21 protein-coding genes, 1 tRNA gene and 1 rRNA gene are annotated in these 22,142 nt (G+C 52.5%); 3 read left to right on the top strand and 20 right to left on the bottom strand.

Translation table 11 applies throughout. The features are described from left to right. From LUCIF_RS17840 to LUCIF_RS26565, 14 genes are all read right to left on the bottom strand, one after another. A 16S ribosomal RNA gene (locus tag LUCIF_RS17840) occupies positions 1-289 on the bottom strand; the annotation flags it as partial. Between the two features lie 44 nt (positions 290-333). Beyond that, positions 334-408, bottom strand: a tRNA-Gly gene (locus LUCIF_RS17845). A gap of 242 nt (positions 409-650) precedes the next feature. Beyond that, the gene (locus tag LUCIF_RS17850) at positions 651-1,772 is read right to left on the bottom strand and encodes an amidohydrolase (RefSeq protein WP_122629246.1); all 1,122 of its coding nucleotides are present in this window, start codon (positions 1,770-1,772) and stop codon (positions 651-653) included. A 6-nt stretch (positions 1,773-1,778) separates the two neighbouring features. Then, positions 1,779-2,858 (bottom strand): o-succinylbenzoate synthase, encoded by a 1,080-nt coding sequence (gene menC / locus LUCIF_RS17855; protein WP_207858008.1) that lies wholly within the window; start codon positions 2,856-2,858, stop codon positions 1,779-1,781. Between the two features lie 32 nt (positions 2,859-2,890). Further along, entirely contained in the window at positions 2,891-3,727 is an 837-nt protein-coding gene (locus LUCIF_RS17860) for a GNAT family N-acetyltransferase (protein WP_165866055.1), read from the bottom strand. 46 nt (positions 3,728-3,773) lie between these two features. Next, on the bottom strand, positions 3,774-4,901 hold the full coding sequence (locus LUCIF_RS17865) for a VIT1/CCC1 transporter family protein (RefSeq protein WP_122629249.1): 1,128 nt from the start codon (positions 4,899-4,901) through the stop codon (positions 3,774-3,776). Positions 4,902-4,921: 20 nt separating this feature from the next. Further along, positions 4,922-5,302, bottom strand: a complete 381-nt coding sequence (locus LUCIF_RS17870) for a VOC family protein (RefSeq protein WP_122629250.1) — start codon at positions 5,300-5,302, stop codon at positions 4,922-4,924. Between the two features lie 170 nt (positions 5,303-5,472). Beyond that, positions 5,473-6,717 carry an NAD(P)/FAD-dependent oxidoreductase gene (locus LUCIF_RS17875; protein WP_122629251.1) on the bottom strand — a complete coding sequence of 415 codons (1,245 nt, stop codon included), beginning with the start codon at positions 6,715-6,717 and terminating at the stop codon, positions 5,473-5,475. Positions 6,718-6,823: 106 nt separating this feature from the next. Further along, on the bottom strand, positions 6,824-8,227 hold the full coding sequence (gene lpdA / locus LUCIF_RS17880) for a dihydrolipoyl dehydrogenase (RefSeq protein ID WP_122629252.1): 1,404 nt from the start codon (positions 8,225-8,227) through the stop codon (positions 6,824-6,826). 84 nt (positions 8,228-8,311) lie between these two features. Beyond that, complete coding sequence (gene gcvPB / locus LUCIF_RS17885) at positions 8,312-9,775, bottom strand: aminomethyl-transferring glycine dehydrogenase subunit GcvPB (RefSeq protein WP_122629253.1); 1,464 nt, start codon at positions 9,773-9,775, stop codon at positions 8,312-8,314. Further along, entirely contained in the window at positions 9,772-11,118 is a 1,347-nt protein-coding gene (gene gcvPA, locus LUCIF_RS17890; protein WP_122629254.1) for an aminomethyl-transferring glycine dehydrogenase subunit GcvPA, read from the bottom strand. Before gcvPA ends, gcvPB begins: the two co-directional genes overlap by 4 nt. A gap of 2 nt (positions 11,119-11,120) precedes the next feature. Beyond that, positions 11,121-11,510: a glycine cleavage system protein GcvH gene (gcvH, locus tag LUCIF_RS17895; protein WP_122629255.1), complete on the bottom strand. Its 390-nt coding sequence runs from the start codon at positions 11,508-11,510 to the stop codon at positions 11,121-11,123. Positions 11,511-11,512: 2 nt separating this feature from the next. Then, positions 11,513-12,610, bottom strand: coding sequence for a glycine cleavage system aminomethyltransferase GcvT (gene gcvT, locus LUCIF_RS17900; RefSeq protein WP_207858010.1), 1,098 nt, complete (start codon positions 12,608-12,610; stop codon positions 11,513-11,515). Positions 12,611-12,616: 6 nt separating this feature from the next. Beyond that, positions 12,617-12,829, bottom strand: coding sequence for a hypothetical protein (locus LUCIF_RS26565; protein WP_207858019.1), 213 nt, complete (start codon positions 12,827-12,829; stop codon positions 12,617-12,619). Between the two features lie 91 nt (positions 12,830-12,920). Between LUCIF_RS26565 and LUCIF_RS17905 the strand changes: the two genes are divergently transcribed. After that, on the top strand, positions 12,921-13,808 hold the full coding sequence (locus LUCIF_RS17905) for a LysR family transcriptional regulator (RefSeq protein WP_122629279.1): 888 nt from the start codon (positions 12,921-12,923) through the stop codon (positions 13,806-13,808). 91 nt (positions 13,809-13,899) lie between these two features. Here LUCIF_RS17905 and asnB read toward each other — a convergent pair whose 3' ends face one another. Both asnB and LUCIF_RS17915 read right to left on the bottom strand, forming a co-directional pair. Continuing rightward, positions 13,900-15,744 (bottom strand): asparagine synthase (glutamine-hydrolyzing), encoded by a 1,845-nt coding sequence (gene asnB / locus LUCIF_RS17910; protein ID WP_122629257.1) that lies wholly within the window; start codon positions 15,742-15,744, stop codon positions 13,900-13,902. Between the two features lie 201 nt (positions 15,745-15,945). Continuing rightward, a complete protein-coding gene (locus LUCIF_RS17915) occupies positions 15,946-16,410 on the bottom strand; it encodes a nuclear transport factor 2 family protein (RefSeq protein ID WP_122629258.1) in 465 nt (154 codons plus the stop codon). Between the two features lie 246 nt (positions 16,411-16,656). Between LUCIF_RS17915 and LUCIF_RS17920 the strand changes: the two genes are divergently transcribed. Further along, positions 16,657-16,995: a cupin domain-containing protein gene (locus tag LUCIF_RS17920; protein WP_122629259.1), complete on the top strand. Its 339-nt coding sequence runs from the start codon at positions 16,657-16,659 to the stop codon at positions 16,993-16,995. Positions 16,996-17,050: 55 nt separating this feature from the next. Here the strand turns inward: LUCIF_RS17920 and LUCIF_RS17925 are convergent, their stop codons facing one another. Together LUCIF_RS17925 and LUCIF_RS17930 are read right to left on the bottom strand one after the other, a co-directional pair. Continuing rightward, on the bottom strand, positions 17,051-18,373 hold the full coding sequence (locus LUCIF_RS17925) for an S-layer homology domain-containing protein (RefSeq protein WP_122629260.1): 1,323 nt from the start codon (positions 18,371-18,373) through the stop codon (positions 17,051-17,053). 343 nt (positions 18,374-18,716) lie between these two features. After that, positions 18,717-19,754, bottom strand: coding sequence for a response regulator transcription factor (locus LUCIF_RS17930; RefSeq protein WP_122629261.1), 1,038 nt, complete (start codon positions 19,752-19,754; stop codon positions 18,717-18,719). 220 nt (positions 19,755-19,974) lie between these two features. On the opposite strand from LUCIF_RS17930, the gene LUCIF_RS17935 reads away from it, so the two are divergent. Further along, entirely contained in the window at positions 19,975-20,289 is a 315-nt protein-coding gene (locus tag LUCIF_RS17935) for a carbohydrate-binding protein (protein WP_122629280.1), read from the top strand. A 96-nt stretch (positions 20,290-20,385) separates the two neighbouring features. Here the strand turns inward: LUCIF_RS17935 and LUCIF_RS17940 are convergent, their stop codons facing one another. Next, on the bottom strand, positions 20,386-21,078 hold the full coding sequence (locus LUCIF_RS17940) for a heparan-alpha-glucosaminide N-acetyltransferase (RefSeq protein WP_122629262.1): 693 nt from the start codon (positions 21,076-21,078) through the stop codon (positions 20,386-20,388). A gap of 27 nt (positions 21,079-21,105) precedes the next feature. Beyond that, complete coding sequence (locus LUCIF_RS17945) at positions 21,106-22,122, bottom strand: sodium:calcium antiporter (RefSeq protein ID WP_122629263.1); 1,017 nt, start codon at positions 22,120-22,122, stop codon at positions 21,106-21,108. Between the last annotated feature and the right edge of the window lie 20 nt (positions 22,123-22,142).

Consider the following 22,142-nt stretch of genomic DNA (forward strand, 5'->3'; position numbering starts at 1 on the left):
TCGTCGCCTTGGTGAGCTCTTACCTCACCAACCAGCTAATCAGACGCAGACCCTTCTTTTAGCGACAGCATGTTCAGAGGCCGTCTTTCCTGTCCTTGCCATGCGGCACGGACTGCTCATTCGGTATTAGCACCCCTTTCGAGGTGTTGTCCCCAACTAAAAGGCAGGTTGTCTACGCGTTACTCACCCGTTCGCCACTAAGGTTCCATTGCTGAAACCTCCGTTCGACTTGCATGTGTTAGGCACGCCGCCAGCGTTCGTCCTGAGCCAGGATCAAACTCTCCAATAATGTTTTATTGAAGAACCTTGATGGCTCTTTAATGATTTATTTAATGGAGCGGAAAACGAGATTCGAACTCGCGACCCTCGCCTTGGCAAGGCGATGCTCTACCACTGAGCTACTTCCGCATACCATCTTGACAGTTATTCGCACATCTGGCATAAAACCTTACTTACATTGTTTAGTTTTCAAGGAACACCTGTCGTTTCGGCGTTTAAGATCACCTCGCGACAGTTATATATGTTAACATAATCATTCTTCGGTGTCAACACATATTTTTTGTTATTTTTTGTCACCGCCCAGCGGCGACTTTTATATAATAGCATACTCCTTATTGTTACGTCAACTATCTAGTTTATATTTTTTGTTTTTATTTTTCGCCAACCCCACCAACACACTTGTGGACCATATATAGCAGTATGCTAACGCCCTGATTCAGCGCCCGGGTATCAAATTGCATTGCCGGGTGGTGCAGCCCCGGAACTAAATCGGCGCCTAATCCCAGATAGCAGCTTTTGATAGCCGGTTTGGCTCTGGTATAAAAATGAAAGTCTTCCCCTCCGGGAGTATATATGGGGCTTAATAATCCAGCCGGCCCCAATACGGCCAAAATAGCTTCCCGCGCCACCGCAACCATTTCCTCATTGTATTCGGCTGCCGGTACTCTGCCGGCCACAGTCACATACGCTTTGGCATCAACCGTATCAGCGGCTCTTTCTACCGCTTTTTGCACCTTTGTAAGAAGTTCCTCCATGGTTTCGTTGTTTTGAGCCCGGAGGTCCAGCGCCATTTCCGCTTTGTCAGGTATGGCATTCAGCGAAGCCCCGCCGGCCTGTAACCGGGTTACCTTGACCGTCGCCGGTACAACCGGATTCACGTGAATGGCGTTAACGGCGTTCACGGCCGCCGCAGCAGCGTCAATCACATTCACCCCCAGGTGCGGCCGGGCCCCATGAGCGGCTGTTCCTTGAAGAATTACTTTCACTATGACGGAAGCGCCATGAAAGAGAGCCGGTGTCGCCTGTCCCAATCCGGCCTCCTGAATAGGCCGGAGATGAAGGCCAATCAGTTGATCCACATCATCAATGGCACCGGCGGCAATCATTTGTAAGGCCCCTTCCAGGGTTTCCTCCGCCGGTTGAAAAATGACCTTTAATGCGCCGCGCAGGATGCCCTCCGCTGCTGCCCTTTCTGCGGCGGCCAATACTATAGCCGCATGGGCATCATGACCGCACGAATGGATCGGTACCTTTTTTTCTTCCACCCAATGCAGGAGGGCATCCATATCGGCCCGCACTCCCACTGTCGGCCCCGGTGATTTACCACAAAGCAGACCGGTAACCCCGGTACCGGCCAAACCCGTTTTCACCTCAAATCCGGCAGCCCGCAGCTTTTCTGCCAGATATGCCGCAGTTCGGCTTTCCCGGAATCCAGGTTCAGGCATTTTGTGCAGTTCTTCATAGATAGTCTGCACCCGCTTAGTCAGGTTCATTCTCTTTCATTCCCCATTTCGGAATGTCTCACTGTAAAGTGTATGATAATCAATCCGTTCCCGGCAGGGTTCATAACCGATTCCCGGTTCTTCCGGCACCTGAACCCGTCCCTGTTCCACCGTTACTTCAGGCAAAATGAGGTCCTGCTCCCAATAGCGGGAAGAAGCAGCCGTATCGCCGGGCAGAGTAAACCCGGGAAGGGTGGTAATTGCGATATTATGGGCCCGGCCGATGCCCGACTCCAGCATGCCGCCACACCACACCGGTACGTTATGGCTCCGGCAGAAATCGTGAATACGGCAGGCCTCGGTCAGCCCGCCCACCCGGCCTACTTTTATATTGATGATACGGCAGCTGCCAAGTTCAATTGCCTTGCGGGCGTCTTCCACGCTGTGAATGCTTTCGTCCAGACAAACGGGAGTCCGCAGTTGCTGCTGTAATTGAGCATGGTCAATCATGTCGTCATGCGCTAATGGCTGTTCAAGCATCATCAGTTGGTACCGGTCCAAAGCGGCCAGCCGGTTAATATCTTCTAGCGTATAGGCGGAATTGGCATCCGCCATTAACAGGATATCGGGAAAACGGCAGCGTACGGCAGCGATAATTTCCGTATCCCAGCCGGGCATAATTTTAATTTTTATCCTTTTGTATCCCTCGTTGCAATACTTTTCAATAACTGCCAGCAGTTCCTCCTGGTTTTTTTGAATGCCAATACTGATCCCCACGTCAATTGCATTTTTATTGCCCCCCAGCGCCCGGTACAGCGGAATTCCCTGCTCTTTGGCGAATAAATCCCAAATTGCGCCTTCCACGGCGGCTTTCGCCATGTAATTCCGCCGGATCGGGGTGAACCATCCGGCTACTTCGCGGGGATGATTCAATTCACGCTGCCATAACAACGGCAGCAGATGCTTTTTTAATAGAATCCAAACCGTATCCACCGTTTCTTCATTATATAGCGGTTCAGCCATAGCGACCGCTTCCCCCCAGCCGCTGCGGCCGTCTTCGTCTCTGGCTTCCACCAGGATAAACTGTTTGTTCCACTCCGTACCGAAACTGGTCGTAAAAGGACTTTTCATTCTCATAGTTAACATTCGGAGAATGATGGAATGGATCTTCATGACGTTTCACCTCTTTTCCATGGTTCCAGCGACAAAGCCAGTGTTTCCCGCCGAACCAGCCGATATTCATGCACCGGACCGTCGCTGCGCTGAAAATCAACCACCACCCAACCGGACTGAAAGCTCTGCCGGAAAAGCTCCCGCGTTGCCTGCCGCCATGCTTTCGCCAACTCAATGTCTTTTTGTTTCATCGCCTGAAAATCCTGCGGTACGGCGATACAAAGAACCGCAACGCCGGCGGGAATAGGAAACGTATTGACCGGTTCCGCCCTCCCTTCCGTTTGTAGCCGCCATTCCAGCAGTCTTGCTGCATCGCCCCGGGGTAAAGAAAGCTGGGACAGCCCGGGCCACCAGGCTACTTGCAGCCGGTCACTGGGTAATCCCTGATTCAAAAGGTCATTCATGGGGCCGTAGCAATTTACAATATAAGTGGAACAAACGGCTCCCAACTTGGCAATATTCAAATGCGCGTTGGCTGTTTCCAAGGGGTCATACGTCCAGGTAATTAACGCGTAGCCGCGCCGCAGCGCCTCCTCAGCCTGAGCCCGTTTCAGACGTTCACCCAGGCCGCAATGGCGCCACCCCGGCCGTACACCCAGCATATGTGAACAAACATACACTTCCTTAGCCGAATAGCCCGGAAAGCTATATAACATGCCTACCATTTGCTTTCCCTGGAACGCTCCCAGTGCGATCCCGCCATTTTTGACAGCGGTCAATGTCTGGTGTAGCGGGACCGGGTTTTCCATATGCCATACGGCCTGCTCCAATTCCTGCATTGCCTGCAGGTCGGCCAACCCCGTCAACAGACGAATGACAATCGTATCGTCCACTCCCGATTCCCTCCTTAAAAACATAATCCAATTTTTCCAAATCGAATTAACCGGCTACAGTTACCCCGATCAGCCAGCCGACAGAATATACGGCAGCAGCCGCCGTCAAACCGAATAATACCTGGCGCAGGCCGGAAATCAGCACGGAACGTCCGGTAAAGAGCGTAATGGCCGCGCCAATTCCAAACAAGCCAACGGCGCCGAACAAGGCGCTGACCAGAATTGCCGCCGTACCGGACAGAAACAAATAGGGGACAATCGGTATTACGGCTCCCGCGGCAAATAAAAAGAAGGACGTGAGGGCCGCTTCCCAGGCGGAACCACCGAGTTCCTCCGGATCAATTCCCAGTTCATCCCGGGCCAGGGTATCCAGAGCCGTTTCGGGATTGCTCATCAGTTGAGCCGCTAAACTTCTGGCCGTCGCTTCATCCAGCCCTCTCGCCTGATAAATAAGCACCAGTTCCTCCAGTTCCTCATCCGGCGAGGTCAGTATCTCTTCTTTCTCCGTTTGAATCTGTTTTTCATACAGCTCCCGGGAACTCTGAACGGAAATCCATTCCCCCAGCGCCATGGAAATCGCCCCCGCCAGTAAACCGGCAAATCCCGTCAATAAAATACTGTGGGAAGACATTTGCGCCCCGGCTACCCCCATGACCAGATTAAAATTGGATAACAGTCCGTCGCTGGCTCCCAAAACAGCCGCCCGCAGCGCATTACCGCCGGCCGTTTTATGAAGTCCTTCCAATTTAGCCAGGGCTCCTCCCTCCATACCTTTGCCCTGCGCCTCCTGGCTCATTTGCTTAAGCAGTAATGCGTGAGACCGCTCGGAAGCTACCAAAGCGCTGGCATCGGCTTGATTGGCATAGTCCAGGGAGTTGGCCTGCTCTAACGAAGCCAGTGTCGGCAATACCGCAGCCACGCCAAACTTCTCAGCCAGCCAGCCCAAAACCCGTGTCCGCCATGAGGGAGAAAACCGGGGAACAATTTCACCGGCGGCAATAATTTTTTCCTGCCAGACCGCCGCATGTTTTTGCTCTGTTACGGCTAACTTCTTATAGACTGCCGCTTTTTGCGGACTTTTCTCGCAGCCGGCCAACGCTGAATACAGCGCCGAGCTGTTCAGTTCATCCTCCATGTTTTCCAAATAACGCTTAACTTCTTTATTCTTAGCCATACCAACACCTCTAACCTTATTTAGTCGGTAATCTCAACCCGGTTTCCTTCCGGATCCAAAATGCAGCTTTCATAAAATCCATCCCCCGTCACCCGTGGTTCACTGACTATAGTACAGCCGGCCTGCCGCAGCCTCTCCGTCAGTAAATCCACCTGTTCCCGTCCGCCCGCCGCAAAAGCCAAATGAGCATAGCCGTAAAGAGACGGCGCGGCGGCGTCCTCCGCTTCCGGCCGGTGCATGATTTCGAGCTTGGCTTCTCCGGCAAACGTAATAAAATAAGACGAAAATTTGCTTTTCGGGTTATAATACTTAGCATTGGCAAGACCGTCCAAGGAAACGGTATAGAATTGTTTCATGGCTTCCAAATCTCTGACCCATAAAGCCATATGTGCTATTTTCATAATTATTCTCCCGCTCCGTAAAATTTGTATTTATTTCCAGATTCTCCGTTTCTTGCTTTTATCCTGCTGTTCGCTAACCGCGTCCGGCCAATATGCAGCAGAGACACACAAGACCTCTCGCGCCTTGTGTGTCTCTGTTTTTACATAAGTCTTAATCAGCCTAATCGTTTCTATTTGGGAATAATAAGCCGGACGGCCCGGTCATAGGATATATACTCCCAGGCCCAATTGATCAAAACCAGCAAACGGTTCCGAAAACCGACCAGTAAGATTAAATGCACAAACAGCCACAAAATCCAGGCAAAAAAGCCGGAAAACTTCCATTTGCCGATCCGGCCCACTGCCGCTTTCCGCCCAATTGTGGCCAAGGATCCTTTATCATGATAAACAAAGTTTTTTAGCGGCTTTCCCTGGATCAGGGCGGTAATATTCTGCGCCGCCACCGCCGCCTGCTGAATCCCCACAGGTGCTATCATGGGCAACGGACGACCGTCCACATCAAAACAGGCGGCATCGCCAATCACAAACACTTCCGGCTGTTCCGGCAATTGCAGGGTAGCCATAACAACCGCCCGGCGGGCGCTGCCCTGTTTTACCCCCAGCGTATCAACCAGCCGGGACGCCTTGACTCCCGCCGCCCAAATCAGGGTCCGGCTGGGAATAATCTCGCCACCCTTCAATACGACCCGCTGCCCGTCAAAGTCAGACACCGCCGCGTCCAGCCGCACTTCCACCTGTCTGTTCCATAATGTTTTGGCCGTTATATCGCTCAGTTCCGGCGGCATCCCGGCCAGCAGGCGGTCCGCTGCCTCAAGGAGCAGTACCCGTACCTTATTAAAGTTTAACTGGGGATAATCTTTCGTAAGAACGAGCCGGATCAGTTCGGAAAGAGCGCCGGCGCATTCCACCCCGGTCGGTCCGCCGCCAACAACCATAAAGGTAAGCATAGCCCGCTGAATATCCGGGTCCTTCTCTTGCGCCGCCATTTCAAACATGCGCAGGATATGGTTGCGGATATGGATAGCTTCATCCACATCCTTCAGGCCAAAACCATTTTTCGCCACCGACTCCATCCCGAAATAATTGGTTTCGCCGCCGGCCGCCAGGATCAAATAATCATACTCAATGATCCCGGCGTTCGTCACCAGGCATTTTCCCGCCAAATCCACCCGTTCCACTTCTGCCAGCCGGAACCGGGTATTTTTCTGTTTTCTGAAAACTGCCCGCACCGGATAGGATATTTCCTCCGGCGCCAAACCGGATGTGGCCACCTGATAAAGCAAAGGTTGAAACAAGTGATAATTCCGCCGGTCGACCACCGTGACTTCTACCGGCTCTTTGGCCAGGGACTGAGCCGCCTTCAACCCGGCAAAACCCGCGCCGACAATTACAACCCGCGCCTTTTTTTCTTCCATATCGTCACCCACATTTCAACTTTGAATATAAATTAATATTCGCTATTCCCTAACAACAATCCTGCTCAATGGGCGAAATACGACGGCAATAAATATATTTGCCGCTTTATTGGCGGCGTTGCAGCCGGAGTTGGTGAATGATGTCACCGTCAATGCCGTGAGCGGTCTCCATCACTGTTTCGGACAGACTGGGATGCGGGTGGATCGTATGCGCTATCTCCCTTGCTGTCAAACCGTTGCGGATAGCCAAGGCTCCCTCCATAATCAGATCACTGGCATGCGGCCCGAGAATATGCATCCCCAGAATCTTGTTATCACCGGCAGCGGCAATCACCTTTACCAGGCCATCCGCCTGCCCCATCGACACGGCCTTGCCGTTGGCAGCGAAGGGAAACCGGCTGACTAGTATATCATAGCCTTGTTGCCGGGCCTCTTCTTCTCTCAGGCCCACCATGGCAATTTCCGGCGTGATAAAAATGCAGCCGGGCATGGCCCGGAAATCCAGGACAGACATCTGTCCCATGGCATTTTCGGCCGCAACAATTCCTGCGGCCGAAGCAGCATGAGCCCACATAAACCGCCCCGTTACATCGCCAATGGCATAAATCCCCTTTTTATTGGTTTCCATCCGGTCATTAACCGGAATTCCCCGGTCAGCAAAATGAACCCCCGCTGTTGCCAAGCCAAGTTCACTGCAATTGGGGCGGCGCCCGGTCGCCACCAGTACCTTCTCCACGGTCAATTCCTGCAAACCCCGCCCGTTGTCCAGGGTCAGTGTCAAGCCATTCTCCTCTGCCGCAACCGAGACTACTTTTGTCCCGTTCAGCAGTTTCAAGCCCTGTTTGCGCAATATAAGCGCCATCCGTTTTACCAAGTCCCCGTCAACTGCCGGCAGGATGGACGGCTGCATCTCCACTACTGTTACTTCCGCGCCGAACGCCTGATAGACCGCAGCAAATTCCAGCCCCACGGCGCCGGCCCCGATGACCGCCAAACTTCGCGGTACTCCGGGAAGATTCAATATATCGTCACTGGTTAAAACCCCCGGCAGGCCGGCACCCGCGACCGGCAGCGCCTGTGGCAGAGACCCGGTGGCAATAATCAGATTCCGCGCCTCTATCCGTTCCGTCCCGCTCCGTCCATTCACCGTGAGCGTATTGGCGCCGGTCAGTGTGGCCCGACCAAACATCACTTCAATTCCATGACTCTTAACCAATTGCTCAATTCCGCCCCGCAGTTGCGTAACAACCCGCTCTTTACGCGCCTGGATCTGCGAAAAATCAAACCCAATCGAACCGGCTTGCAGGCCAAATTCCTGACAATGCTGCAAATCCCGCCATTTTTCGGCGCTGTTTAAAAGGGTTTTGGTCGGAATACAGCCCCGGTTAAGGCAGACGCCTCCCAACTGTTCCTTTTCAACCAGTATCGCCTTCCCCCCCAGTTGCGCAACCCGGATGGCGGCAACATATCCTCCCGGACCGCCGCCGAGTATCGCTACATCATACGTCAATGGGCTCTCCCTCCTAAAAATAGCCTGCTCCGGCTTGCCCGTTCCCTTGGACAGCACCGGCGGGCCGTAATTAACGAAAGGTCGCTATAATTTACTTTGCCGTTGCCAGCGCAAGACCGGTTTGCGGGCGGCAGTCACTTCATCCAGCCGCCTCACCGCCGTAGTTTGCGGCGCTTCCCGCACAATGGCGGGATTCTCCCGGGCTTCCCGGGCAATGGCTTTCATGACCGTAATAAACCGGTCCAGAGTTTCTTTGTTCTCTGTTTCCGTCGGCTCGATCATCAGCGCCTCTTCGACAATCAGCGGGAAGTAAATGGTTGGCGGGTGAAAACCATAATCCAGCAGCCGCTTGGCGATATCTAAGGTTCTAACGCCAAATTCTTTTTGTCCTTTGGCAGTCAAAATGCATTCATGCATGCAAATTCTGTCAAAAGGCGCCTGATAAACATCTTTTAGTTGCTGCAGGCAGTAATTGGCATTCAGCACGGCATCCATACTGGCCTGGCGCAAACCGTCCGGCCCCATGGTCCGGATATAGGCATACGCTTTGACAATTACGCCAAAATTGCCAAAAAACGCCTGCATTTTACCGATAGACAACGGCCGGTCGCTGTCCAGTCCAAAACTGGATCCGTCGAAAGTAATGACCGGTACGGGTAAAAAGGGAATCAATTCCTTTTTTACCCCAACCGGACCGGAACCGGGACCGCCGCCGCCGTGAGGCGTGCTAAACGTTTTGTGTAAATTAAAGTGAATCACGTCAAAACCCATATCACCCGGCCGGGTCATTCCCATAATGGCATTGGCGTTGGCCCCGTCATAGTAAAGCAGTCCTCCCGCCTCATGAACAATCCGGGCAATTTCCGTGATATTTGTTTCAAAAAGCCCCAGTGTGCTAGGATTGGTAAGCATCAACGCTGCCGTATCCCGGTCCACGGCCTGCCGGAGAGCTGCCAAATTCACCGAGCCGTCCGGATTGGACCCGACCTGTACGGTTTCCAGGCCGCACACTACCGCCGTAGCCGGATTGGTGCCATGAGCCGAATCCGGTATAATTACTTTACAGCGCTCTTCGCCCCGGTGCCGGTGATAAGCCATAATCAGCTTCAGTCCGGTCAGTTCGCCATGGGCGCCGGCCGCAGGCTGCATGGTGACGGCATCCATGCCGGCAATTTCCGCCAGGTATTTTTCCATGTTGAAGAGAATTTCCAGAGCACCTTGCACCGAACCAGGCTCCTGCAGCGGATGAATCTGAGCCAAGCCGGCGTAGCGGGCAATATCTTCATTGACTTTCGGATTATACTTCATAGTGCAGGATCCTAATGGATACAAGCCGGAATCGACACCAAAATTCCGGCGGGAAAGAGCGGTATAATGACGCATCAGCTCGGGCTGGCTGACCGTCGGCAGGTCCGGCGCTTCCCGGCGCAGCATCGGTGCGGGAATTAAGTCCTCCACCGGCACAGCAGGCACATCGCATTCCGGCAGGTCGAGAGCGGTTCGTCCCGGCTGTCCAAGTTCAAAAATGACCGGTAGTTCCTGTCTCATAAGATCCCTCCCAGTACGGCCGCCAAGCGGTCAATTTCGTCCCGGGTCCGGTTTTCCGTCACACATAAGAGCATGCAGCCGGCCAGTTCCGGGTAATAGCGCGCTAAGTCCAAGCCGCCGATAATCTGATTTTCAAACAAAACCGCATTCACTTCCGCCACCGGCCGGGACGTTGCGATAACAAACTCTTTAAAAAACGGGGCGGCAAAAACCGGCCGGCATCCCGGCAACTTTGCAAGCTCCCGGCAGGCGTAATGCGCTTTCTGCAGGGACAGTCCGGCAATCCGCTGAATACCGTCCTTCCCCGCCGCACTTAAATAAACGGCGGCCCGCAACGCGCAGAGCGCTTCATTGGAGCATATGTTGGAATTGGCTTTTTCCCGCCGGATGTGCTGTTCCCTCGCCTGCAGGGTCAGGACAAAACCTCTTTTTCCGTCCGCATCGGTGGTCTGTCCTATAATCCGGCCCGGCAGCCGGCGCATCCATTTCGCCGTTGTCGCCAGAAAACCGAGATAGGGTCCGCCAAAAGATATGGGCAATCCCAGTCCCTGGCCCTCCCCGGCGACAATGTCGGCGCCAAAACTGCCGGGGGAGGCCAAAATGCCCAGAGAAACCGGATCGGCGAGTACAATCAGGAGCGCACCGGCAGCATGGGCCATGCGGGCAGCGGCGTCCAGCTCCTCAATGCAGCCGAAAAAGTTAGGAGACTGAACGATTATAGCCGCAATCTCCGGCCCGGTAGCCACCTTCAACCGTTCCAGGTCGGTTGTCCCCTGACGGTACTCGATTTCCTGAATCCGGTACTTGCGGTCCCGTCCGTAAGTGGAAAGAACCTGCCGGTAATGGGGGTGCACTGTTTTGGCAACCAGCAGCCTCGAACGGCCGGTGGCGCCGCAAGCCATCATAGCCGCTTCCGCCGCGGCTGTCGCGGCATCGTACATAGAAGCATTGGCTACCTCCATACCGGTTAATTCGCAAATCATGGTCTGGAATTCCCACAGAGCCTGCAAATAACCTTGCGCTGCCTCCGGCTGATATTGGGTATAAGAAGTATAAAATTCTGAACGGCCCGTGACATGGTCTACGACACTGGGTATGTAATGATCATAGGCGCCGGCTCCTAAAAAACAGGTATATTGCAGAAGGTCAGCATTTCTTCCGGCCAGTTGACGGGTATGGCGGACTAATTCCGCTTCCGGCAAAGATGCCGGCAGGTTCAGCATCCTGTTAAACCGCAGTTGGGGGGGAATTACATCAAATAATTGCTCTTCCATTTCCAAACCAATGGCTGCCAACATGGCTTTGCGGTCCGCCTCGGTATGCGGCAAATAGCTCCGGAACATTGCTAGTGGCCCCCTTCCGCCACCATCTTCACATAATCCCCGCTGCTCAACAGCCCCTCCAGCACGGCATTTTCGGGCAATTCTACAACAGCAATCCATCCTTCGCCATAAGGGTCTTGATTTACTAATTCCGGCTGATCCGCCAACATTTCATTCACAGTTACAATCACGCCGCTTACAGGCGCAAAAATATCCGAAACCGCCTTGACTGATTCCACCACGGAGAAAGCCTGTCCCGAAGTGATCGCCGCACCGGCCGCAGGCAATTCGACAAAAACCACGTCCCCTAATTGTGATTGGGCAAAGTCCGTAATCCCGATGGTAGCTTTCCGTCCCTCCAGCCGGATCCATTCATGCTCCCGGGTGTACAAAAGTTCTTGCGGAATGTTCATCTTCAGTTCCCCTTTCGTTTATAAAATGGTTTGGGAATTACCTGTGCCGGAACCGATTTACCGCGAATGGAAATGTCAAAGTGCTGACCAAGCGGGGCAAACTCGCTGTCCACCAGTCCGAGTCCCAGGTTTTTATCCAGGCTGGGAGCATAGGAGCCGGTCGTTACCGTTCCGATTCTTTTTTCCCCGTATAAAATAGGATACTCTGCCCTGGCAATGCCCCGGCCCAGCATTTCAAACCCGACAAGAGTCCGCCTGGTCCCGTTTTGTTTTTGGTCCGCCAATATTTTCCGGCCGTGAAAATTACCTTTATCCGTCTTCACGTACCGGCCGAGACCGGCCTCAATGGGGGAAATCCCTGCCGACAATTCATGCCCGTAAAGCGGCATGCAGGCTTCAAAACGCAAGGTATCCCGGCATCCCAGCCCTGCCGGCTGCAGTCCGTAAACTTCGCCGGCGCTCATCAGCGAATCCCAGAGAAAAACGGCATCCTGCGTTGCGCAATAAATTTCAAAACCGTCTTCCCCCGTATAACCGGTGCGGGAAAGCAGAACGTTTTTCCCGGCCACTTCCGTCCGGGAAATAAAATGATAATAAGGCAGCTCTCCAAGCGGTGCCGTGGTTAGACCGCTAAGGATCGTTGGGGCGGCCGGTCCCTGCAGCGCCAATTGGGCGGTTTCCGCCGAAAGATCTTGCAGCGTCACCTCCAACCCGGCCGCATTTTCCCGGATCCAGTCCCAGTCCTTGCCGGTGTTGGCCGCATTGACAACCAACAGATAGTCCTCGTCCGCCTGCTTGTAAATCAATACGTCGTCAACTACACCGCCTTCGGGATAGCACATGGGCGAATACTGTACCTGCCCGGCTTGCAGCCGGGAGGCGTCGTTTGTAACCAGCCGCTGGACAAGAGCCAGCGCCGCCGGACCGGTTAGCCGGACCTCCCCCATATGGGATACGTCAAATAAACCTGCCTTTTGCCGTACGGCCCGGTGCTCCTCCAAAATACCCGCGTACTGGACGGGCAGCAGCCAACCGCCAAATTCCACGAATTTGCCGCCATAACGCCCGTGTGCCTCATAAAGAGGCGTCTGTCGCACCATATCCATTCACCTGCTTTCGCCTTCTTTTACTTTTAGTATAACCAAATTATGGATAAAAAACAAAGCAAATATTGCCGCCCACACCGGCGGTTCAATACTTGCTTTAGCGTCATTGCCACACCATGATCCGTAGCATCTATGGCACTGCTGCCGGGACCGCTCCCGACCGAGGAACAGTCCGGCAGCAGGAATTTTTTCGTTGTCCTGGAATTGTTGCAAAGAGCAAAATTATTGTCCGGCGTCCTGCCGGTAAATATATATATTGGGAATCGTCCCTATTTATGCTAGGGAACAGGGAAGGGTGCTGTTATTGGATATACGTCATCTAATTTATTTTGCCGAAGTCGCACGCTGCCAAAGTTTTACCAAAGCCTCACAAACGCTGCATATTACCCAGCCCAGCATCAGTAAGATGATCAAAACGCTGGAGGATGAGCTGGGAGTGGTACTGTTTGACCGTTCCGGCAAACAGGTCGAACTGACCGACGCCGGTAAGGCTGTCCTCAATCAATCCAGACAGATTATTGCTTCCATGCAAAACCTCACTTCCGAACTGGCCGATGTCATAAATTTAGAAAAGGGAAATTTGGTCATCGGCCTGCCGCCCATGGTCGGAGCGCGTTTTTTCCCCAATGCCATCGGGGAATTTAAAAAAATCTATCCCCGGATTACCATTCAGCTCAAAGAGTTTGGTTCGAAAAAAATCGAGCAGGGTGTCGAGGAAGGTACCCTCGATATTGGCGTTGCCGTACTGCCCGTAAAGGAAAACACCTTTGATTTGTTTTCCTTTGTTAAAGAGCCGGTTATGCTCATCGTTCACCCCTGTCATCCTCTGGCGGCCAAGTCCGGCGTTTTTCTGGAGGAACTGCGCCGGGAACCGTTCATCTTTTTTCATAAAGATTTTGCCCTCCACGATATGATTCTGGACCGCTGCGCCCTCGTTGGCTTTCAGCCCCGCATCATTTGTGAAAGTTACCAGTGGGATTTCATGGCGGAAATGGTGGCGGCCAATCTGGGCATTGCCCTGCTGCCGCAGCGGGTCTGCCGGGAACTCGATCCCGGCCGCATTACAATGCTTCCCCTGTTGGACCCCATGATTCCCTGGCACTTGGCCATCATCTGGAAGAAAGACAAATACCTTTCTTTTGCCACCCGCAAGTGGCTGGATTTTACCCGCTCCCTGCTGGGAACGGAATAATGGGAAAAACCGCTATGTGGTCTTTGGGCTTCCATTTCATAAAAAGCCAGCGGCTTCCGGCCGGATTCCGGCAAAGCCGCTGGCTTTTTGCTTACACAATCTCCACTTTATATTCTCTGAGCCAGGTATCGACCTGAATCAAATAGGCGAACAACTGGGCGCCGCCCATTAACTGGCCAAACCAGGGAATATTGGACGAAGCCTCGGAGGAACGGGCAATTTCCTTGATTTTGGCACTGTCAATCAAGGGCAAAAGCGGCGACGACGGGTCGTCCAGAATGGTTAACGCCCAATTACGGACCGTATTCAAATATGACGGATTATGCGTTTTGGGATAAGGGCTTTTTTTCCGCCACAGCACGTCATCGGGTAAAACTCCGGTCAAGGCATGCCGCAGCAGCCCTTTTTCCCGATTCTCGTAATATTTCATCTTCCAGGGAACGTTCCATACATATTCCACGATGCGGTGGTCGCAATAGGGAACCCGCACTTCCAGCCCGAAAGCCATACTCATGCGGTCTTTCCGGTCCAAAAGGGTTGGCATGAAACGGGTGAGACTCAGGTAAAAAATTTCCCGCATCCGGGCGGCGTGCGCCTCTTCCCCGGGCAGGCGCGGCACTTCGGCCAGAGCGTCCCGGTAGCGTTCGGCCACATACTCTTCCGGCTTAATCATTTGCCGCACTGCCGGCGACAGCCAGGAGCCCCGCAGCTTGGTCATGACCGCCCAGGGAAAGGTGCCGGCGTCAAACAATTCCTGCCGGTGAAACCAGGGATACCCGCCGAACACTTCGTCGGCGCACTCGCCGGATAAGGCGACGGTTGCACCTTTCTTTATTTCCCGGCAAAACAGGTAAAGCGACGTATCAACATCAGCCATGCCCGGCAAATCCCGCGACAGAGTGGCTGGCGGCAGCGCCTGGGCCAGTTCGGGCGTATCCAGCACCACATCGTGATGACAGGTGCCAAAGTATTCCGCTACCCGCCTGACCCACGGCGTATCGGCATTGGGCTGAAAGTGGTTAGCCTGGAAATACTTTTCGTTATCGACATAATCCACCGAATAAGTATCTACCGAGCCGATGCCGTCCTGTTCGTAGACATCGGAAGTTAACGCCGTCAGGGCGCTGGAGTCGAGCCCCCCGGAAAGCAGCGTACACACCGGCACATCGGATACCAACTGCCGTCTGACCGTATCCTGTAAAAGTTCCCGGACCGTCCTTACGGTCGTATTGAAATCATCCGTATGCGGTTCCGTAACCAGGCGCCAATACTGCCGGATGCGAATGCCATTGCGGTCATAGACCATACTATGGCCGGGTTTTAACTCGTTTACGCCCCGGTAAATTCCATGGCCCGGCGTCCGGGACGGTCCCATCATGAAAATTTCCGCCAGACCCTCGCCGTTAACCTGCGGCCGAACCTTGGGATTGGCTAATAGTGCCTTGAGCTCCGAGCCAAAGAGGAGAGATTTTCCCCGTTCCGCGTAAAACAGCGGTTTGACCCCGATCCGGTCTCGGGCAAAAAAAGCCTGTTCTTTGGCTTCATCCCAAATGCAAAAGGCAAAAATCCCGTTTAGTTTTTCTGCGCAGGACGGCCCCCATTCGATATAGGAAGTCAATAATACTTCCGTATCCGAGGTGGTGGTAAAAGAGTAGCCCCGGGTTTCCAGTTCCTGTTTCAGCTCCGGCGTATTATACAATTCGCCGTTGTAGGAAATAATATATTTATAACTGCCGCGCTGCCGGATCATTGGCTGCTTGCCACCTTCCAGGTCCACTACGCTGAGGCGGCGGTGCCCCAGGGCGGCATGATTATTAATATACATGCCAAACGCATCCGGCCCCCGCGCCGCTAATGTTTCCGTCATAGCCACCAGCGTTTCCTGCTCCCGGGTTAAATCCTTCTCCCAGTCAATCCAGCCTGTTATTCCGCACATACTTTTCTCCCTCCAGATCAAAGTAAAAAAACGCCTATCTAGTTGTACGGCGTCTTTGCCCTTGGTGATTTACGGGATATTCTATTCGGTGCAGAAGCAATTTGACACTGTAAGAAAAACCGCTGACGCGGTCCTTCGGCCCAAAGCGCCGGACGCGAGGCTCAAAAAAAAACGGGACCATCGTCCCGTTTGCAAGTCCTCTTATTGAATTTTTGATAACAGCTGGGCCAGGATGCTGTATTTGGCGGCGGAATAAATCTGATTATTGTCGACGATGTACCACTCGCCGTTGATTTTTTCCAGTCCCACCGGTTTTACCGTAAACTTGGTGGAATTCTGCTCCTGCAGGGTAGCAACGACCACGGAGAAGTTGCCCTGTTCCGCCACTTTGTTCAGGGACAGCAGATTATAGTTTTGCAAATTGCTCAGATTATTCTGCCCCGACATATAGTTGAGCGCAGCCTGGGCATTGGCCGAGGAAGGAGATACATAAAGAGCGGCCGCGCTCATTTGGTTGTTCTTGGCGGCGTCAAAGAAGGTTTTTACCGTATCCGACGGCGACAGGCCCATAATCCGCTGGCCGCCACCGCCGCCGCAGCCGGCCGCCAGCAAGGATACCAACAGATAACCGGCAGCTAAAAAGAAGGCAAGCTTATTTCGAAACATGCTGAATATCATCCTTTCTCTGTTGCGTAGTCACGCCGGTCCCTATTCAATTGTACCTGTATAGTATAGCACAACCTGACTGATCAGTCATTGTTAAATTTCGTGATTTTCCTCACAGGAAACAGCCGGTCCGGGAGGTACAATAAAGCTGTAAGGAAAAAACCGCTAACGTGTTTTTTCGGTCCATGGCGCAAGGCTCAGGGCGCGGGACCAAAATCAAGCCAAAATACAAAGGAGGTTTTCAATGTGGATAAAAAATTTATAAAAAATATTGATTTCGCTAAAGTGGTTAATCTGGCCGGGCTGGTTGATTACCAGGCCGGCAGGGTGGTCAGCCTCACCTTGGTGCAGAACGACGCCCTCAGTCTGACTCTTTTCGCCTTTGGCCGGGGTGAAGGGGTCAGCACCCATTCGGCGCCCGGCGACGCTCTGGTTTACCTCCTGGACGGCCAGGCCGAAATCACCGTCGGCGGCCAAAAAGTAACAGCGAAAACCGGCGAGACCGTAGTCATGCCCGCCAACGTGCCCCATGGCCTGGACGCGGTGGAAAACTTCAAAATGCTGCTGGTGGTGGTGAAACAGTAAACAGCAAAAAAGACTGTCTCAGAAACGAGACAGTCTTTTTTGTCGTTAGACAAAATTAGAACAAGAAGTTCAATTCGAGACGGGTAAAATTGTTGTCTTTAGCCTTTCCAGACGAAACCGTCGTGAGGTCCCAAGCATAAATAGCGTTAAAAATCAAGTTTTTAGCCAGGGCGTTGCTGTATTGGACATCATAGAACTTAACGTCGCTGCCAACAGGAGTCATAGCGCCCGACCAGTTGCCATCAATGGTATCAATCTCGTTTTTGTTGTATTCAGCAGCGAAGCCCCAACTGCCGGGAACGGCAGGATTACTGCCTTTATAAGCCAGACGGGCCACAATAGCTTTTGGCGTGGAACCGTTATTAGCCGCTTTCGCCGTAGCGCCGCTGTTTTGCCAGTAATCAGAAACGAATGCCCAATCAGGAGCAAACTTCCAAGTTACACCAGCGCCAGTAATGTCGATCAGGTCCGAACCCGATGCAACACCATTGTTGCTTTGACTCTTTACGTAATTTAAATCAAAGTTAAGGGTATTATCCGGTTTGTAATTATACTGCGCATAATACATATGGGCAACGTTGGCAAAAGTGCTAGGTTTATTAAAATCAATATTGTTGACAGTACTAGCGTCGGCAAAGCCAAACTGCAGACTGCTTTTGCCGCCGGTCCATAACCCTTCCACACCATCAAAACCGCCGGTGGAACCAGCCAGATACGTTGTCTGGCCAAGATTGAGGCTATACCGGCCCGCTTTGAAGCTTACCCCCGGCAACAAGTCTTTAAAATTGGCGTATACATCTGTAATCACATTATTCTTGGTACTGGTAGAACCGTAAGTAGAACCGCTAGTAGTATCATAATAACTACCAAGTTCTTCATCTTTAACTAATGCATCCCGGAAATAGAAGCTAATGTTATCGGTTACCTGCGCATTACCGTAAATGCGGACCCGCTCGGTAAAGTTGGACGAGCCTGCATTTTGTTTATTAATGTAGCGCAGACGGGCGTCACCGCCCAGTTTGATGTTGCTGGCGTTGGCTTCCAGCTTGGACACCCGGACGCCAAGGCTGTTCAGCTCATCGGCAAATTCAGCCGAGAGTTTGCTGATCAGGGCTTTGTCTTCCGCGTTGGCTCTGTCGGAGCGGGAAATAGCCCGGCCGACCATCGACGCCATTTCATAACGGGTCATTACTTTGTCGCCGCGGAAGGTTCCGTCGCCATAACCGTCAATTATGCCGTCGGCAGCCAGTTTGGCCACGGCGCTGTATGCCCAGTGATGGGCAGGCACATCATCAAAAGGATTGGCAGCCGCAAATGCGGTGGTAGCGATCCCCAGCACAAATACCAGGGCCAGTACCATTATTAAACTTTTTTTCATTTCTTTTCCCCCTTAAGGCTTCGAGAATTTTGTCTTGCGGTGGACCGGTACAACGTTGGGGGCACACATAAAGTATCCTGTGTTTCCTTTATCTTCCGGCCCAAAGTGTAAACTTGTCCACCTATCTTATTCATTGCCCTTTTCAGCGTTCCGGCCTTCGGGTTTCACCTCCTTCAAGCCTGTCCGGTCGACGCCAGAAGCAATGAACCAGAGTCAATACATGGTAATATGTAAACCCATTGCCACATTCAAATCAATCATACCTGAAAGGCAGGGTTCCCACTTTGCTTTTTTTATGAATATATCGGCTTTTTTTTAGGTCATCGTCAAAATTTGCAAAATTTTATAGGCCAATACCGTTTTGCAGCCGGAATTGTGACGGCGACAGACCGGTATATTTTTTAAAAGTCCGGATGAAATGGGTAATATCCCTGTACCCGACTTCAAAGGTCACTTCCGTCACCGTCTTTTCGGGACAAGATAAAAACTCCATGGCTTTTTGCATCCGGACTTTGGACCGGTAATGGACAAAGGTCTGCCCGGTTTGCGCTTTAAACAGCTGGCTGAAATAGGAGGCATTGAGTCCCACCTTACGGCTGACCTCCACCAGGGAAACCTCGCTGTTATAATTTTCTTTCACATAGTTTTTGGCCATGTGGATCAGATTGTAGTCGGCATTGCGCTTCCGGTTCCTAATCATCCGGATAATTAACTGTTCCGTATCCAAAAACCATTGATATAATTCGTTATGAGTGCGCCCTGTAAAAGGAGGAAGCTGAATGTCCAGAGCATAACCCATGCGCTGCGACAGCTTGCCGACGAGGATGTGAAACAGTTCCTCCGCCGTCCGGCGGCAATAGGCCAAACTACAAACGCCAAAATTTTTAAACAGCAGGCGGCAGGCCTCATCCAGCTCAGGTTCGCTATCTTCCCATACGCCCCGGTCTAATAATTGCAGCGCGCCCTCCAGGACGGAAAATGGGATGTAGGAAGACTGTTCCTCGGCCACCTGCCCGCTGCCCAGGCTTTGGGCAATGGTCCGCAGAACCATGCTGGGCGTCACCGGTTTGGAAATATACCCCTGAATTCCCAGACCTAAGGCCCCTTCGGCATATTCAAAATCATCATACCCCACCAGCATGAACAGGGCACAATCCGGCCATAGCTTATGCACCCTGGCGCAAAGGTCCAGCCCGTCCATCTTAGGCATATGGATATCGGTTATAACGGCATCGGCGGGGTTCCGGGACAGTAAAACCAGCGCTTCTTCGCCATTGGCGGCTTCCCGGACTTCCGCCACCGGTAAAGCCGATTGTTTTAAAATGGCCTGCAACCTGGCCCGGTCTTCCTGTTCTTCATCGACGATCAGCACGGAATACATGGGTTCCCTCCTGGCACCTTATATTTCCATTATACCCAGGCCGTCCCATGTTGTCGCTAGTTTTTTGCCGATTTTACATAATCTTTACAAATTCTTTACAAATCATCCGGGCAATTGTCTGTTTCCCCGCCAGGCCGGGCTAAAAAGTTTTCCGGATTTTTCACATTTTTTTCTTCCTTATGCAGAAAATAGCTCTATCAGACAAAAGGAGGAACGGTGTATGCGCAAAAAAATTAATAATGATTATCTGCCGAATGGAGTCTTAACGATCCCGGCGCATCCCCGCGCCCACGATTCGGTAAAAATCGTTTACAACGGGTTACTGCTGCAAAACGGGGCCACGCAAGTCTATGCCCATGCCGGCTTTGGCGCGGACTGGCAGAATGCCGGCGATTACCGGATGACCCGGAGCGACGGTGGCTTTGAAGCGGCGATCCCGGTTATTCAGGCGGACACTTTGCAGCTTGCCTTCAGAGATGGCGCCAGCAACTGGGACAACAACAGCGGCAAAAATTACACCTATTTCATCCGCTGACGCGTCTTTTGGCGTAAAGCGCAGGACACAGGGTACAAAAAAGAGGATTGCCTGAAAAGTACTGATACTTTTTAGGCAATCCCTTTTTAACTGATATTATTGCCAGAACAGCCGGGACCAGCCCCATAAAAGAGCCAGCAATACCGGCTGATGCAGCAAATAAACGGCTAAAGAATGTCTTCCCAGCCTTGTAATCCCGCTCCGGCTCGCCTCGATTCCAAGCAGACTGCGTTTACGGGCATACAGAACATTGCCGGCCGCAGTGCCTAATAAGAAAATGCCGTACCACGGCAGCAAGGGATAATAATCTACAGAGTAAAAGGAGTCATAGGTGAGGCCGACCGACAGAAAATAATGGGAAGTCACCGGAATGGATGGAACAAAGGCGCCTAAGGCCAACACCGGCACACTGGCCAGGACAGCCAGCCACGGACGCATTTTACGTACCAGCGGCGCCGTCATCAGGCTGACTCCCAGGAGGTGCAATATGCCAAACCGTATGTAGGAACCGGCATCGTAAAAATAAGTTATTACCGTCAGGAACATGCCCCAGGCAAAAATCTCCAGGCCATGCCGCACATTCCGTCTGCCTATTGTACTGCAGACGCCTGATATGACCATGAATAAAACAGCCGCCAGTTTCCCCTCGTAATACCAGAAACCCGACAAATAATCCAGCGGCCGGGAATGAAAAGTCCGCAAATCATATACCGCATGGAACACCACCATCAGCAAGATGGCAATCCCTCTTAGAAAGTCAATTTCCCATATCCTGTTCGTTTCTTTCATTCCCGACGCCTCTTTATAAAAATAAACTCAGCCGGTAAACCGTCCCGTCCAGCGCACGTAAAATACGATGGCGGCAAAAAGCAAATAAAATACGGCGGCCAGTGACAACCGCCCGGCAGAAAATGTCCTCCGCCGCAAGGTCAGCCATAAATAGGCGATTGACAAAAGGGCCGTTATCGCTGCCAGAATCAGATAAAGGTCAAACCGCCAGGCCGTAAACAAGATGCCCAGGCCGCTGGGAATGGTAGCCTGAATCATCATGGAACCGCTGACATTCCCCAAAGCCAGCCGCTCCTTGCCTTGCCTGATCCAGATCAGCGCGTTTAATATTTCCGGCAGTTCTGTAGCCAACGGACTTAAAAATAAAGCAATAAAATGGGACGGCACATTAAGCAGGCCGCTGATGAGTTCCAACCGCTTCACAAAAAGCTGGGAGCCGATAAATATGAGCAGCAGCGATAAAGCGGTCTGAACCAAAACCCAGCCCGTTTCCGGTTCGTTCCGGCGGGGCCGAAATTTTAGCGGCTCCGGTTCCACCGGTTCCGCTTCTTCGCCGGCGGCATGCATCTCTTTATAGATGTATCCTCCGTAGGCAAGAAAGAACAGCAGACCCAGCCAGCGTTTAGCCGGAAACGTGACTAACCCCAGTAATCCATTCAAAAAAAAGAGGCCGGAAAACCACAATTGGTCACCGCTAAGTTTATCGTCATTTACATCCACTGCATAACTTAACGCCTGCCGCCGGCGAAACAGGATCATACTCCAGCCGATAACGGCATAGCCAATCGTGCTGAGGATTAGCGGACCGCCCAGTGCCGCGCCGACACCAATATTTTTTTCGCCGGCATTCGCACCGAATACGACAGCGACTAAAGTAACGGTGCTTTCCGGCAGGGCTGTACCGAAAGCCGCCAGCACCGTCCCTACGGCCTGGCCGGCGATGTTAAATTTTTTCCCTACCCATTCAATGCCGTTGACAAACAGCTCACAACTGATGTAAATCAGTCCGGCGGAAGCCGCCAGAATCAATACCGTGTCCAGCATGTTCTCCCTCCGTATAGCGA

Source organism: Allolucifera butyrica, assembly GCF_900476375.1.
Lineage (GTDB): Bacteria > Bacillota > Negativicutes > Sporomusales > UPPP01 > Lucifera > Lucifera butyrica.